Annotated in this window: 12 protein-coding genes; 1 reads left to right on the top strand and 11 read right to left on the bottom strand. The window is 66.8% G+C overall.

Annotation, left to right across the window (positions count from 1 at the left end; genetic code table 11):
• Positions 1–10: 10 nt before the first annotated feature.
• The 11 genes from ABID97_RS03555 to ABID97_RS03505 form a co-directional block, all read right to left on the bottom strand.
• Positions 11–511, bottom strand: coding sequence for a (2Fe-2S)-binding protein (locus ABID97_RS03555; RefSeq protein WP_354397183.1), 501 nt, complete (start codon positions 509–511; stop codon positions 11–13).
• Positions 489–1,649: an ABC transporter substrate-binding protein gene (locus tag ABID97_RS03550; protein WP_354397182.1), complete on the bottom strand. Its 1,161-nt coding sequence runs from the start codon at positions 1,647–1,649 to the stop codon at positions 489–491. The genes ABID97_RS03555 and ABID97_RS03550 overlap by 23 nt, the downstream gene beginning before the upstream one ends.
• A gap of 71 nt (positions 1,650–1,720) precedes the next feature.
• Positions 1,721–2,443, bottom strand: coding sequence for a bifunctional nicotinamidase/pyrazinamidase (gene pncA / locus ABID97_RS03545; protein ID WP_354397181.1), 723 nt, complete (start codon positions 2,441–2,443; stop codon positions 1,721–1,723).
• 48 nt (positions 2,444–2,491) lie between these two features.
• Entirely contained in the window at positions 2,492–3,226 is a 735-nt protein-coding gene (locus tag ABID97_RS03540) for an ABC transporter ATP-binding protein (RefSeq protein WP_354397180.1), read from the bottom strand.
• Entirely contained in the window at positions 3,223–4,026 is an 804-nt protein-coding gene (locus tag ABID97_RS03535; RefSeq protein WP_354397179.1) for an ABC transporter ATP-binding protein, read from the bottom strand. The genes ABID97_RS03540 and ABID97_RS03535 overlap by 4 nt, the downstream gene beginning before the upstream one ends.
• 709 nt (positions 4,027–4,735) lie before the next feature.
• Entirely contained in the window at positions 4,736–6,658 is a 1,923-nt protein-coding gene (locus ABID97_RS03530; RefSeq protein WP_354397178.1) for an ABC transporter permease, read from the bottom strand.
• Between the two features lie 27 nt (positions 6,659–6,685).
• Positions 6,686–7,891, bottom strand: a complete 1,206-nt coding sequence (locus ABID97_RS03525) for an ABC transporter substrate-binding protein (RefSeq protein WP_354397177.1) — start codon at positions 7,889–7,891, stop codon at positions 6,686–6,688.
• A gap of 73 nt (positions 7,892–7,964) precedes the next feature.
• The gene (locus tag ABID97_RS03520) at positions 7,965–8,549 is read right to left on the bottom strand and encodes an amino acid synthesis family protein (RefSeq protein ID WP_354397176.1); all 585 of its coding nucleotides are present in this window, start codon (positions 8,547–8,549) and stop codon (positions 7,965–7,967) included.
• 34 nt (positions 8,550–8,583) lie between these two features.
• Positions 8,584–9,225: an amino acid synthesis family protein gene (locus ABID97_RS03515; protein ID WP_354397175.1), complete on the bottom strand. Its 642-nt coding sequence runs from the start codon at positions 9,223–9,225 to the stop codon at positions 8,584–8,586.
• Between the two features lie 21 nt (positions 9,226–9,246).
• Positions 9,247–10,149 carry a UPF0280 family protein gene (locus ABID97_RS03510; RefSeq protein ID WP_354397174.1) on the bottom strand — a complete coding sequence of 301 codons (903 nt, stop codon included), beginning with the start codon at positions 10,147–10,149 and terminating at the stop codon, positions 9,247–9,249.
• A 3-nt stretch (positions 10,150–10,152) separates the two neighbouring features.
• Positions 10,153–11,769, bottom strand: a complete 1,617-nt coding sequence (locus ABID97_RS03505) for a 6-hydroxynicotinate reductase (RefSeq protein WP_354397173.1) — start codon at positions 11,767–11,769, stop codon at positions 10,153–10,155.
• Between the two features lie 326 nt (positions 11,770–12,095).
• Between ABID97_RS03505 and ABID97_RS03500 the strand changes: the two genes are divergently transcribed.
• Complete coding sequence (locus tag ABID97_RS03500) at positions 12,096–12,869, top strand: ferredoxin--NADP reductase (RefSeq protein ID WP_093022434.1); 774 nt, start codon at positions 12,096–12,098, stop codon at positions 12,867–12,869.
• Positions 12,870–12,877: the final 8 nt, after the last annotated feature.

Here is a 12,877-nt window from a genome sequence, read left to right as displayed (position 1 = left end):
GACGGGCTGCTCATCGGTTTGTCTCCGCGCGCATGCGCACCGCGGCACGCTGCACCGCGTCCAGGATTTCGATGTGCGTCCCGCATCGGCACAGGTTGCCCGACAGCTCGCTGCGAATCCGCGCCTCGCTCGCCTGCGGATCGCGCGCGAGCAGCGCCGTGGCCTGCATCACCATGCCGTTGAGGCAATAGCCGCACTGCGCGGCCTGCGCGTCCTCGAAGGCGGCCTGCACGGGGTGCCAGCGCCCGCGCGTGCCCAGGCCTTCGAGCGTGGTGATGGCGCGGCCCGCCACGCCATGCGCGGGAATCACGCAGGCACGCGCCGCCACGCCGTCGACGTGCACGGTGCATGCGCCGCACTGGCCCAGGCCGCAGCCGTACTTGGGCCCGTTCAGGCCCAGGTCGTTGCGCAAGAGGTGCAGCAGCGTGGCCTCGCGCGGCACGCCCGGGATCGAACAGGCCTGTCCGTTGACCTCGAGGTGCAGCGGCTCAGCGCCGCAACTGGCCGTCACGGGTGTACATCTCCAGGTCCACGAAGGTCGAGCCGTTGTGGTTCTTCGCGCTGTAGTCGATCGGAAAGTCGCCGAAGCGCGTGCTGCCGATGCCTTCGAGGCCGGCAATGAAGCTGTCGCGCGTGAGCGTCTTGCCCGCGCGGCGCAGGCCTTCGACCATCACGCGCGAGGCGATGTAGCCTTCGAGCGTGGTGTAGCTGTCGATCTTCTCGCCAAACTCGGCGCGGTCGCGCTGGTAATCGGCCACGATGGGTACGCGCAGGGCCTGCGGCGGCGGCACGATGCTGGCCGTGACCAGGCCCGCGAGCTTGCCGTCGAGCCGCTTCGCGGACCCCGCCGCGTCGGTGATGCCGACCGACAGCGTGTAGAGCGGCGCGCCCACGCCGTTGGCGCGGTAGTCGCGCATGAACACCTCGACCATGCGGCCGGCCATGATCATCAGCACCGCGCCGGGCTTCGTGTCGGCCAGGCTGGCGACCACCTGCTTCGCGTCCTCGGCCGCGATGGCGAGCGGCAGCGTCTTGGTCACCTGCACCTTGTAGTCGGCGGCCAGCTGCTCGCAGGTGGCGAGGTTCGACTTGCCGAAGGCGCTGTCCTGGTAGACCACCGCGAGCGACGAGATGCCGATGGTCGAGAGATGGCTGATGATCTTGCGAAGCTCCAGGTCGTAGCCCGCGCGCACGTGGAACAGCAGGCGGTTGACCTTGGTTCGGAACGAGGTGGTGCCCACCAGCGGCGCGAACATGGGCACGCCGGCCTTCTCGGCCAGCGGCATCGCGGCCGCGAGGTTGCCGGTGGCGACGAAGCCCGCGAGCGCGAAGACCTTGTCCTCATCGATCAGCTTGGCCGTGTTGGCGGCCGTCTTCGCAGGGTCGTAGGCATCGTCGTACGAGACGAGCTCGATCTTGCGGCCGTTGATGCCGCCGGACCTGTTGACCCGGTCGAAATAAAGCTTGATGCCCGCACGGTAGTCGACGCCGAAGTCCTTCGCCGGGCCGCTGAACACGGCCGACTGGCCGATGCGGATGAGGCTGTCGGTCACGCCGTTATTGGCACGCGCCGAACCCAGAAGACCGGGGCCCACGGCCAGGGCTGCGCCGCCCGCCACCAGGGTGCGCCTTGAAATCGAAATCGTCATTGCGTCGTCAAGCTCTTTGCTGTCGTTGTTGTGGATGCGGGGGTGATCAACGCGGTGGGCGGGACGCGTGCTCAGGCGGCCAGGATGTCGGTGGACTGGATGCGCTTGACGCCCTTGGCCGTCATCTGCTTCCATGCCGCGGCGAGCGAGCCGTTGAGGTCGATGGCGCGCGTGGCGTCCTCGATCACGTAGACCTCGAAGCCGGCCTTGCGCGCATCGAGCGCGGTCCAGGCCACGCAAAAGTCGGTGGCGAGGCCCGCCACGTACACCGTCTTGATGCCGCGCTGCTTGAGGTAGCCGCCCAGGCCGGTGGCGGTCTTGCGGTCGGCCTCCTCGAAAGCGGAGTAGCTGTCCACGCCCTTGTGGAAGCCCTTGCGGACGATGACCTGCGCGGTGGGGAGCTTCAGGTCCTTGTGCAGCGCCGCGTCGTCGGTGCCTTGCACGCAGTGGTCGGGCCAGAGCACCTGGTTGCCGTACGAGAGCTTGATGCTGCTGAACGGCTTCTGGCCAGCGTGTGCGCTCGCGAACGATGCGTGGCCCTGCGTGTGCCAGTCCTGCGTGACCACGATGTTCTCGAACGACTCGGCCAGCTTGTTGATCACCGGCACCACCTCGGCGCCACCTTTCACGGGCAGCGTGCCGCCATCGACGAAGCAGTTCTGCACGTCGATGACGATCAGCGCCGACTTGTCGTTGGGCTTGAGCTTCGAGGCTGCGAACAATGTTCCGGTCGCACCGAGCAAGCTCAATGCGGCCGTGGACTTCAGAAGGGATCTGCGGTGCGAGTCGTGCATGGTGTGCTCCGGTGGTTGACGAGAAAAAGCAAAGGCGTGCGCGCCGCGCTAGACGCTCAGGTAGGCGCGGCGCACCTCTTCGTTGGCCGCGAGCTCCGCCATGGTGGCGTGGTAGCGGATCTGGCCCTTCTCGAGCACATAGGCCCGGTCGGACACCAGCTCGGCAAAATGCATGTTCTGTTCCGACAGCAGGATGCTCACGCCCTGCGCCTTGAGCTCCAGGATCATGTTGGCCATCTGCTCCACGATGACCGGCGCCACGCCCTCCGAAGGTTCATCGAGCAGCACCAGGTAGGGGTTGCCCATGAGCGTGCGCGCCACGGTGAGCATCTGCTGCTCGCCGCCGCTCATGCGGCCGCCCGGGCGGTCGGGCATCTCGCCCAGGTTGGGGAACAGCTTGAACAGCCGCTCGGGCGTCCACAGCGGCGCCTCGGTGCCGTCGGCCCAGCGGCGCGGCGGCTGCTTGCCGACCTCGAGGTTTTCCATCACCGTGAGGTCGGTGAACACGCGCCGGTCTTCGGGCACGAAGCCCAGGCCGAGCTTGGCCGCATGATGCGGTTCGCTCCTGGAGATGTCGTGGCCGAGGAAGCTCACGCTGCCCTTGCGCTTGGCCAGCATGCCGATCAGCGTCTTGAGCGTGGTCGACTTGCCCGCGCCGTTGCGCCCCATGAGCGCGACGACCTCGCCGCGGCGCACTTCGAGGTCGACGTCGTACAGGATCTGCGCGGCGCCGTACCAGGCGCACAGTGCGCTGGCCTGCAGCAGGGTTTCGTGCGTGCTCATGCGGTTGCTCCCACGGCCGCGTTCACTGCGGCGGCTTTTTCTGCAATCTTCTCGAATGTCTTGCCGCTGCCGAAGTACACCTCCTGCACCTTCGGGTGGTCGCGGATCTCGAGCGGCTTGCCCTGCGCGATGAGGCGGCCACGGGCCAGCACGATCATGCGGTCGGCATACGCGAACACCACGTCCATGCTGTGCTCGGTGAACAGCACCGCGAGGCCGCGCTGCACCACCAGTTCCTTGGTGAGCGCCATCAGCGAGTTGCGCTCCTTCGGCGCCATGCCCGCGGTGGGCTCGTCCATCAGCAGCAGCTTGGGTGCATTGGCCATCGCGATCGCGAGCTCCACGCGCTTGACGTCGCCATAGGCCAGCTCGCTGCACGGCCGGTCGGCCTGCGCCTTCATGCCGACCTGGTCGAGCAGCGCCAGCGCCTCGTCGCGCTTGTGGTCGGCCGCGCGGCGCCACATCGAGAACAGCTTGCCGTCATGCGAGAGCATGGCCATCTGCACGTTCTCCACCACGGTGAGCGAGGCAAAGGTTTCGGCGATCTGGAAGGTGCGGCCCACGCCCTTGCGCCAGATGTCGCGCGGCTTCTGGCCCACGAGCTCGTGGCCGTCGAAGACGATCGAACCCTGGTCCGCCTTGAGCTGCCCGTTCACCATGTTGAAGGTGGTGGACTTGCCTGCGCCGTTCGGGCCGATGAGGGCGAGCAGTTCGCCCGCCTTGAGCTCGAAGCTGATGCCGTCCACGGCTTTGACGCCGCCGAAAGACTTGCCTAGGTTGTCTACTTTGAGAAGTGTCATGTTTGGCTTACTCCCTCTTCCTCTGGGAGAGGGTTGGGGTGAGGGCTGGCGGCCTTTCCGAACTGCGCAGGTCTTTCGATCGTTGTCGAGTTTTTGCTTCCCGAGGCCGGGATTCCGCCCGGCGGCGGACTCACTTTCTTTTGCTTCGCCAAAAGAAAGTAAGCAAAGAAAAGGCGACCCCACTGTCTGCGACCCCTTCGCTTTGCTACGGGGCAACCTGCGGTGCTCGGGTTTCGCGGGGTCTCGCAGAACTCGCTTCGCTCAAACAGCTGCGAGCCCTGATCCGCGAAACCCTGCGCTCCTCGGCGCATACAGAGGGGCGGGGGAACCACACGGGCCTTTGCTTCGCTCGGCCACCAGGCCACCGCGGCGCTGCGCGCCGCGGTGGTTGGTATTGAGTTCGGCTGTTTGTTTTGGGGCCGAGCGGGAGCGAAGGCTGCCCGATCCCACCCCTTCTGTATGCGCCGAGGAGCGCAGATGGAGGCGGGATCAGGGCCGCAGCTGTTTGAGCGAAGCGAGTTCTGCGGACCCCCGCCGGAGTCGAGCACCGCAGGTTGCCCGCAGCGCAGCGAAGGGACGCAGACAGTAGGGTCGCCTTTTCTTTGCTTACTTTCTTTTGGCGAAGCAAAAGAAAGTGAGTCCGCCGCCGGGCGGATATCCCGGCCTCGGGAAAAAAGAAAACGTCGGAACGTTGAAAGACAAGCGCCCCTCAAGTCCGCTTCTCCTTCAGAGCAACATCCGCTTGCGAACGACGCCCCCGCAACAAGCGTTCACTGAGCTGCTTGGCAAACCCAGCAATCCCCTGCGGAAACAGCAACACCAACAACAAGATGATCGCCCCCAACGTAGCCCGCCAATAGTCGGTATTGCGCGCCACAGTGTCATGCAGCCAGCTGAAAGTCACAGCCCCCACCACCGGCCCCGCCAACGTCTGGATACCCCCGAGCAGCACCATCACCAACCCATCCACCGATTTGTCGACACTGAGGCTCTCAGGCGAAATGCTCCCCTTCGAAAAAGCATAGAGCGACCCGGCAAGCCCCGCAGCAGCACCGGCAATCACAAAAGCAGTCCACTGCATGCGCTTCACATCGATACCGATCGCATCCGCCCGCAGCACCGAATCGCGCCCCGCGCGCAAGGCATATCCGAACGGCGAGAACAGCACGCGCCTCAACATCAAAATGCCGGCTGCCACCAGCACCAGTGTGAGCCAGTAATAGGTGCGCTTGTCCGACAGCCACTCCGAAGGCCACACGCCGGTGAGCCCGTTGCTGCCGCCGGTGAACGAATCCCACTGGTAGACCACGGCCCAGGTGATCTGCGCGAAGGCCAGCGTGAGCATGGCCAGGTACACGCCCGAGAGCCGCACCGCGAACCAGCCGTAGACGAAGGCGCCGATGGCTGCGACCAGCGGCGCGACGATGAGCGCGAGTTCCATCGGCATGCCGCTCGCGCGCACCAGCAGCGCGGCACCATAGGCACCGAGGCCGAAGTAGGCCGCGTGGCCGAACGAGTGCATGCCGGCCGGGCCCATGATGAAGTGCAGGCTGGCCGCAAAGAGTGCGGCGATCAGCAGGTCGATCATCAGCACCGTGGTGTAGGGCGAATCGGCCGTGAACAGCGGCATGGCCATGAGCGCGAGGCCGAGCGCGGCGACGAGCCACAGGTAGCCCTTGCTCGCGCGCCGCAGCGGTTCTTCCTGCATGCCCACGTAGCGGCTCGGCGCTTGCGGCCGGCCGAGCAGGCCCCAGGGGCGCCACACCAGCACGATGGCCATCACGATGAAGTCGACCACCAGCGTGAGCTTGGAGAACGACACGCTGTAGCCGAAGATCTCGACCACGCCGAGCCAGATGCAGACCGCCTTGATCTCGGACAGCAGCAGGGCCGCCACGTAGGCGCCGGGGATCGAGCCCATGCCACCCACCACCACCACCACGAAGGCCGCGCCGATGGTGTTGAGGTCCATGGCGAGCGTGGCCGGTTCGCGCGGCAGCTGCAGCGCACCGCCCAGGGCTGCGAGCGTGGCGCCGAGCGCGAACACCGCCGTGAACAGCCAGGCCTGGTTCACGCCCAGCGCGCTGACCATCTCGCGGTCTTGCGTGGCGGCGCGCACCAGCGTGCCCCAGCGCGTGCGCGTGAGCAGCAGCCACAGGAGGCCGAGCACCACCGGGCCGACGACGATCAGGAACAGGTCGTAGGTCGGAAACTGCCGGCCCAGGATCTCGACCGAGCCCGACAGGCCCGGCGCACGCGGGCCGAGCAGTTCGTCCGGTCCCCAGACATACAGCACCGCGTCCTTGATGACGAGCACCAGTGCAAAGGTGGCCAGCAGCTGGAACAGCTCTGGCGACTTGTAGATGCGGCGCAGCAGCACCATCTCGATCAGCGCACCGATCACGCCCACCGCGAGTGCCGCGATCAGCACGGCCGGCCAGAAGCCGAGCGTGCCGAGCTTGTCGACCAGCGTGTAGGCCAGGTAGATACCCACCATGAAGAAGGAGCCGTGCGCAAAGTTGACGATGCGCGTGACGCCGAAGATCAACGAAAGGCCGGCTCCCACGAGGAACAGCGACGAAGCAGACGACAGCCCGGTGAGGAACTGAAGCAGCAGGGACGAGAGGCTCATGGGTGCAAGCGTTCCGGGTAGAAAGGATCAGTCGGCCGCGCGGGACTTCTTGACGTCGGCGGCGCTCGGCTGGAACTTCGCGCCGTCGAAGTACGTGTAGTCGACCATCACGCCCTTGCCGTTCTCGTTCTTCGTCTTGCCGACGAAGGCGCCCATGGTCGACTGGTGGTCTTCGGCGCGGTAGCTGATCTTGCCGAACGGCGTGTCGACCTGCAGGCCCTTGAACGCGGCGACGAGCTTCGGCGTCTCGGTGCTCCTGGCCTTGTCGATGCCGGCCGCGACCGACTTGATCATGCTGTAGCCGACCACCGAGCCCAGGCGCGGATAGTCCTTGTACTTGGCGTGGTACGCGAGGAAGAAGGCCTTGTGCTCGGGCGTCTGGACGCCGTACCAGGGATAGCCGGTCACGATCCAGCCGTTGGGCGTTTCGTCCTTCAGCGGGTCGAGGTACTCGGGCTCGCCGGTGAGCACGCTCACCACCGTGCGGTCCTTGAAGAGGCCGCGGGTGTTGCCTTCGCGCACGAACTTGGACAGGTCGGCGCCGAACAGCACGTTGAAGATGGCGTCGGGCTTGGCATCGGCCAGCGCCTGCACCACGGCGCCCGCATCGACCTTGCCGAGCGGCGGCGCCTGTTCGGCGACGAACTCCACGTCGGGCTGTGCGGCCTTCAGGAGCGTCTTGAAGGCGGCCACGGCCGATTGGCCATACTCGTAGTTGGGGTACACCACGGCCCAGCGCTTCTTCTTGAGCTTGGCCGCTTCGGGCACCAGCATCGCAGCCTGCATGTAGGTGCCGGGGCGCAGGCGGAAGGTGTATTCGTTGCCGCCCTGCCAGGTCATCTTGTCGGTCAACGGTTCGCCGGCCAGGAAGAAGATCTTCTTCTGCTTGGCGAAGTCGGCCACGGCCAGGCCGGTGTTCGACAGGAAGGTGCCGGTGAGCACGTCGATCTTCTCGCGCGCCACCAGTTCTTCGGCCACGCGCACGGCGTCGCCGGGGTTGGCATTGTCGTCGCGCGTGATGAGCTCGACCTTGCGGCCGTTGACGCCGCCCTTGGCGTTGATCTCTTCGACCGCCAGCTCCATGCCCTTCTTGTAGGGCTCGAGGAAGGCGGGCTGGGCCTTGTAGCTGTTCACCTCGCCGATCTTGATCACGCCCTGGGCATGGGCAGGAACGAGGGCCGTGGCCAGGGTGGCGACGGCCGCGGCGCTGAAGACGTGACGCAATGGGTTCATGAGGAAGCTCCTTGGGATCGAAAGAGAAAGATACGCTGTGAATGCACGAATGGACGAGCGGCAGCGGGAACGTTCAACGCAGCCCGTCCTCGCCCTTGATTTCGCTCGCCTGCAGCCCGCCGATGCGGGGCAGCGGACGGCCGCTGTCGGTGACGGCGACCGCCACCACGATCTCGTTGGCGCGCGGTGCGTCGGACACGCGCGCCTCGACGGCGTCGAAGTGGCTGCGCACGAAGGCGGCATCCTTGTGGCCGAGCGGCACGTCGATGGCGGTGCCCAGCGTGCCGCGCTTCTTGGCCGAGGGCACGAGCGCCGCGCCCTTCTCGACCGCCACGCGCAGCGGCGCGCCGAGCTTGGGATGCAGGATGGCGGCTGCGTGCTCGAGCTCGCCGCTCTCGCCGACGATGGCGGCCTTGCCGTAGCTCTGGGCCTGGCCCGGTTCGATGCCGAGCGCCTTCACGGCCTTCTGGCCGAGCAGCGCGCCAAGTTCTTCGCCGATGGCGACCAGCTCGTCGAGGTTCTCGCTGAAGCGGCCTGCGTACGGGTTCTCGATCACCGCGATGGCGACGGCGCGGCGCGTGGGCGGATCGATCGTCTGGCCCATCTCCTTGCGGGTCTCGTCGACCTGGATCACGAGCTTGCGGATGTTGGCGGTCATGTCTTGTGTTCCTTCTTGTCTCTGGGGATCGGGCTCAGCGCAGGCCGTCCCATTTGCTGATGTCCTTGGCGAGCAGGCCGCCCACGCGCGCATGCACGCGGTAGCCCGTGCTCATCGCCAGGATGAAGACGATCTCGTCGGCCGCTGGCGCACCGGGCACGCGCACCTCGATGGCGTCGAACTGGCCGCGCACATAGCTGGCGTTGATGTTGGTGAGCGGCACGTCGAGTGCGGCGCCGGGCGGCCCGACCTTCTTGGTCGAAGGCACGATGGAGAGCGCATTGCCGGGCTGGCCTGTCTTTTCCTCGCCCTTGCCGGCGGTGTAGGCCGCGCGGTCGCCCTTCCAGCCAAGCAGTTCGCGCATGGCATAGCCGCCGGGCACATGCCAGAGCGCGCCGTGCTCGAGCTCGCCCGCGGCGCCCACGATGGCGCCCTTGCCGTAGGTGGCGATCTGCGCGAGCGGCACGTCCATCGCGGCATGCAGCCGGTGCGCCATGTCGACGCCCACGGGATCGAGCAGCGCCATCATCGGCAGGATGTCGGGCTCGTAGCGGCCCGCGAACGGATTGGTCAGCACCACGCCGATGGCACCGCGCACCAGCGGGGTCGCGGCACGCGGCCCGAACTCGTGGTGGATGTGCTCGACATGGGTGAAGACGCGGCGTATATCGATCATGAAAAAGAACCTTGCTTTTCGTTAAGCAAATACTGAACCAACTGCATCGGACGGCACTTTTGGCAGCGCCTTCGAGCATAAGGGTTCGACAAGTCGCCACTGCCCCTGGCAAACGAGCAGGACAGCCCAGGCGAGCCCGTTTTTCTGCAGCGCCCTGGCGCACGCGGCGCCGTTGTCCAGCGCGCTTCCCACCAGCGCGGGCGCCAGCGGCGGCACCTCGACCGTGACCGGAAGGTCGCCCAGGTCGCTGTCGTCCTTGCAGGTGTTGGCGGGGCGCCGCTGGATGGCGGCATCGTCCACGTCGACGGCATTGGCGATCACGGTGGCGGCGGCATCGGCCGCGGCCGCCGTGGTGGAGAGCACGGTCACGCTGTCGGCAATGCCCAGCGAGAAACTGCGGCCGCGCCACCCGCTGGTGGCCACGCCGCGCACCGGCTGGCCGGCGCTGATCTCGAACTGGCCATCGGTGGTGAGGATGCCGCTGTCGCGCCAGTCGAAGCGCGCCAGGTCGGCATAGACGCCCACGCGCGCCGACTGCCCGGGCGCGAGGTGCAGCGCGATGTCGCCGCCGTTGTTGATCCAGGCCCGCTCGATGCCCGGCCGATCGTAGAAAGCGATCAGCTCCTGCGCCACCGAACCGGCCACGGCCGCCATGGGTGTGATGAACATCGGCGAGAACGCGGCACAGGCGTCCCACATGCGCCTGGCGACCACGCCGCGAGGGCGCATGTTGTCGCTCGCGGGCAGGCGCAGCAGCGGCAGCTCGCGCACCAGTTCGTCCAGCACATGGCCGAAGCGCGCCCATGCGGCGTCGTGCGCGGCGGCCACGGCGTAGGTATCGCCGTAGGCCTCCGCCACGATGTCGATTGGGCCGTGGTTGAAGTGCCAGCGGTTCTTGTCGAGCGCGGCGCGTTGGGCGGTCATGGTTCAGCCCAGCATGGGCGCATGGCCGAGCGGCCACGGATTGGCGTCGTCCATGACGACCCACTGGCGCGACAAGGGCGCGCCGTCTTCCTGCCACGCGCCGCGCGCGAGCGCCTGCTCGAGCGAGAAGACGTGTTCCATGTGGCCGCCGAGCGCCGCGTAGTCGTCCTGCCGCATGCTGAACTCGATGGGTGCCACGATGGCCGGCGTGGGCACGGTGCCGAAGCTGTTGTCGGGCATGCGCATGACGTCGGCCATCACGGTGATGCCGCCGCCGGGCCACACATAGGCCGGCGCGCCGCCGCAGGTCACGTTGACCAGCGCGCGCTTGATCGCGCGCGTGAGCAGCACGGGGTTCTCGGTGACGCCCGCGCGCAGCGACCCGCCCGCACCGCCGAGGAACAGCACCGTGCACAGCGACGGTTCGCAGTTCTCGCCGATGCGATCGACGATGCGCCGCACCTCGGCCGGCATCTCGTGTTCGACCGGCTTCAGCGCCTCGTCCAGCACATACCACTGCGCGTGCTCGCCGGTGGTCGAGGTCATCAGGAGGCGCAGGCCCGGCCGCGCGATGCCCTCTTCCCAGCCTTCGATGATCGAGAGCGGATCGGCGATGTCGGTGCCGCCCCAGCCGTTGCCCGGGTTCGCCACCTGGAAGTAGCGCCCCGGCGTGGACTTGCGCCCCAGCATCTGGATGCCCGAAGGTGCCATGTCGAGGCAGCGGCCGGCCTGGTGCTCGGTGAGCACGCCGGTGATGTGGTCGTCGACCACCACCACCTCGTCGGCCACACCCGCGAACTGGCGCGCGAAGATGCCGACCGCGGCGGAGCCGCAGCCCACGCGCATGCGCTGCTCTTCCACGCCGTTGACGATGGGCGCCTTGCCGGCCTGGATGACGAGCGTGGAGCCGCCGTCGATGGTGCACTCGGCGGCCTTCTTGTTGCCCAGGAGCTGCATCAGCTCGGCCGTCATGCGGCCTTCCTTCTTGCTGCCGCCGGTGAGGTGGTGCACGCCGCCGAGCGACAGCATCTGCGAGCCGTATTCGGCCGTGGTGACATGGCCGACCACTTCGCCGCGGTAGCGCACGTTGGCCTGCTCGGAGCCGAGGAAGCGGTCGGTGTCGATCTTCACCTTGAAGCTGCAGTAGCTGAAGATGCCTTCGGTGACGACGGTGACCATGTCGACGCCCCGGGCTTTGGAGGCCACGATGAAAGGCGCGGGCTTGTAGTCGGGGTAGGTGGTGGACGAGCCCACGCCGGTGACGAAGACCTCGTCGGCGTGCAGCAGGTCGCCTCTCCAGTCGGGCGCGCCGTCCTCGGCCTTCTCGGCGGCGGGGCGGTCGAAGGGCACCAGCACCGGCGCCTCGCTCGCGATCTGCCGGCGCAGCAGCACCACGGGATCGACACGCACCAGCACGCCTTCGCGGTTGGCGTAGCGGTCGCAGGCGCCGGTGCGGCCGTCGGAGATCTGGCACAGCACCGGGCAGGCGTTGCACTCGACCTTGGCGGTGCTCATGCGCTCGTTGCGCGGCGGCGCCTTGCCGAAGGCGCCAGTGCCGGCGTCGAAGGCCACCGGCATGTCCATGCCGGGCAGTCCGTCTGTCTTGGTGTGTTCGGTCATCGGGGCGGTCTCGTGGGCGTGTGGTGCGGGGTCGGTGTCGGGTATCCGGGTCTGCAAAGGGTTGCAACAAACGTGCCGTCCGCCCGCTTGTGCGCCGCCTTCCGTTTGTGTAGCATTCCCTACACTTTCATGTTGCGTTCACTACATTCGCGCTCAATGTAGCAAACAGGCCCGATGCTTGCAATGGTGTTTTCTCGCGGTGTGCTTCGGGGGTTTTTCCGACCAACGACAATGGAGGGTTCGCAGCCTGCCGATGGATGCACGCCCCAGAGGCGTGCATCCCGGCCCAGCCACTTTCCACTGTTCAACCAACTCTTGAGTTCCGTATGAGTGCTTTCAGCGAAGAACGCGTCCTGAGCGTCCACCACTGGACCGACCGCCTGTTCACCTTCACCACCACGCGCGACCCGGCGCTGCGCTTCTCGAATGGTCATTTCACGATGATCGGCCTGAAGGTCAACAACAAGCCCCTGCTGCGCGCCTACAGCATCGTGAGCCCGAACTACGAGGAGCATCTCGAGTTCCTGAGCATCAAGGTGGAGGAAGGCCCACTCACCTCGAAGCTGCAGCACATCCAGGTCGGCGACACCATCATCGTGGGCCGCAAGCCCACCGGCACGCTGCTGATCGACTACACGCTGCCGGGCAAGCGCCTGTACCTGTTCGGCACGGGCACCGGCCTCGCACCGTTCATGAGCATCATCCGCGACCCTGAGACCTACGAGAAGTTCGAGCAGGTCATCCTGGTGCACGGCGTGCGCCAGGTCGACGAGCTGGCCTACCACGACCTCGTGACCGACCACCTGCCCAAGCACGAGTTCCTGGGCGAGATGGTCGAGAAGCAGCTGCTCTACTACCCCACGGTCACGCGCGAGGAGTTCCGCAACCAGGGCCGCATCACCGACCTGATCTCGACCAACAAGCTCACCGACGACCTCGGCCTGCCGCCGCTCAACCCGGTCGAAGACCGCGTGATGCTGTGCGGCAGCCCCGGCCTCCTGGTGGACCTGAAGCACATCCTCGAAGGGCGCGGCTTCAAGGAAGGCAACACGAGCACGCCGGGCGACTTTGTCGTCGAACGCGCGTTCGCCGAAAAATAAGCGGGGCA

This window comes from Variovorax sp. OAS795 (assembly GCF_040546685.1).
GTDB lineage: Bacteria > Pseudomonadota > Gammaproteobacteria > Burkholderiales > Burkholderiaceae_C > Variovorax.
This window is presented reverse-complemented; position numbering and strand designations above follow the sequence as displayed.

What these genes read in the sequence shown, in the direction of transcription:
- ABID97_RS03550 (WP_354397182.1), bottom strand. Translation starts at nt 1,649, where the DNA reads ATGACGATTTCGATTTCAAGGCGCACCCTGGTGGCGGGCGGCGCAGCC.
- pncA (WP_354397181.1), bottom strand. Translation starts at nt 2,443, where the DNA reads ATGCACGACTCGCACCGCAGATCCCTTCTGAAGTCCACGGCCGCATTG.
- ABID97_RS03540 (WP_354397180.1), bottom strand. Translation starts at nt 3,226, where the DNA reads ATGAGCACGCACGAAACCCTGCTGCAGGCCAGCGCACTGTGCGCCTGG.
- ABID97_RS03535 (WP_354397179.1), bottom strand. Translation starts at nt 4,026, where the DNA reads ATGACACTTCTCAAAGTAGACAACCTAGGCAAGTCTTTCGGCGGCGTC.
- ABID97_RS03530 (WP_354397178.1), bottom strand. Translation starts at nt 6,658, where the DNA reads ATGAGCCTCTCGTCCCTGCTGCTTCAGTTCCTCACCGGGCTGTCGTCT.
- ABID97_RS03525 (WP_354397177.1), bottom strand. Translation starts at nt 7,891, where the DNA reads ATGAACCCATTGCGTCACGTCTTCAGCGCCGCGGCCGTCGCCACCCTG.
- ABID97_RS03520 (WP_354397176.1), bottom strand. Translation starts at nt 8,549, where the DNA reads ATGACCGCCAACATCCGCAAGCTCGTGATCCAGGTCGACGAGACCCGC.
- ABID97_RS03515 (WP_354397175.1), bottom strand. Translation starts at nt 9,225, where the DNA reads ATGATCGATATACGCCGCGTCTTCACCCATGTCGAGCACATCCACCAC.
- ABID97_RS03510 (WP_354397174.1), bottom strand. Translation starts at nt 10,149, where the DNA reads ATGACCGCCCAACGCGCCGCGCTCGACAAGAACCGCTGGCACTTCAAC.
- ABID97_RS03505 (WP_354397173.1), bottom strand. Translation starts at nt 11,769, where the DNA reads ATGACCGAACACACCAAGACAGACGGACTGCCCGGCATGGACATGCCG.
- ABID97_RS03500 (WP_093022434.1), top strand. Translation starts at nt 12,096, where the DNA reads ATGAGTGCTTTCAGCGAAGAACGCGTCCTGAGCGTCCACCACTGGACC.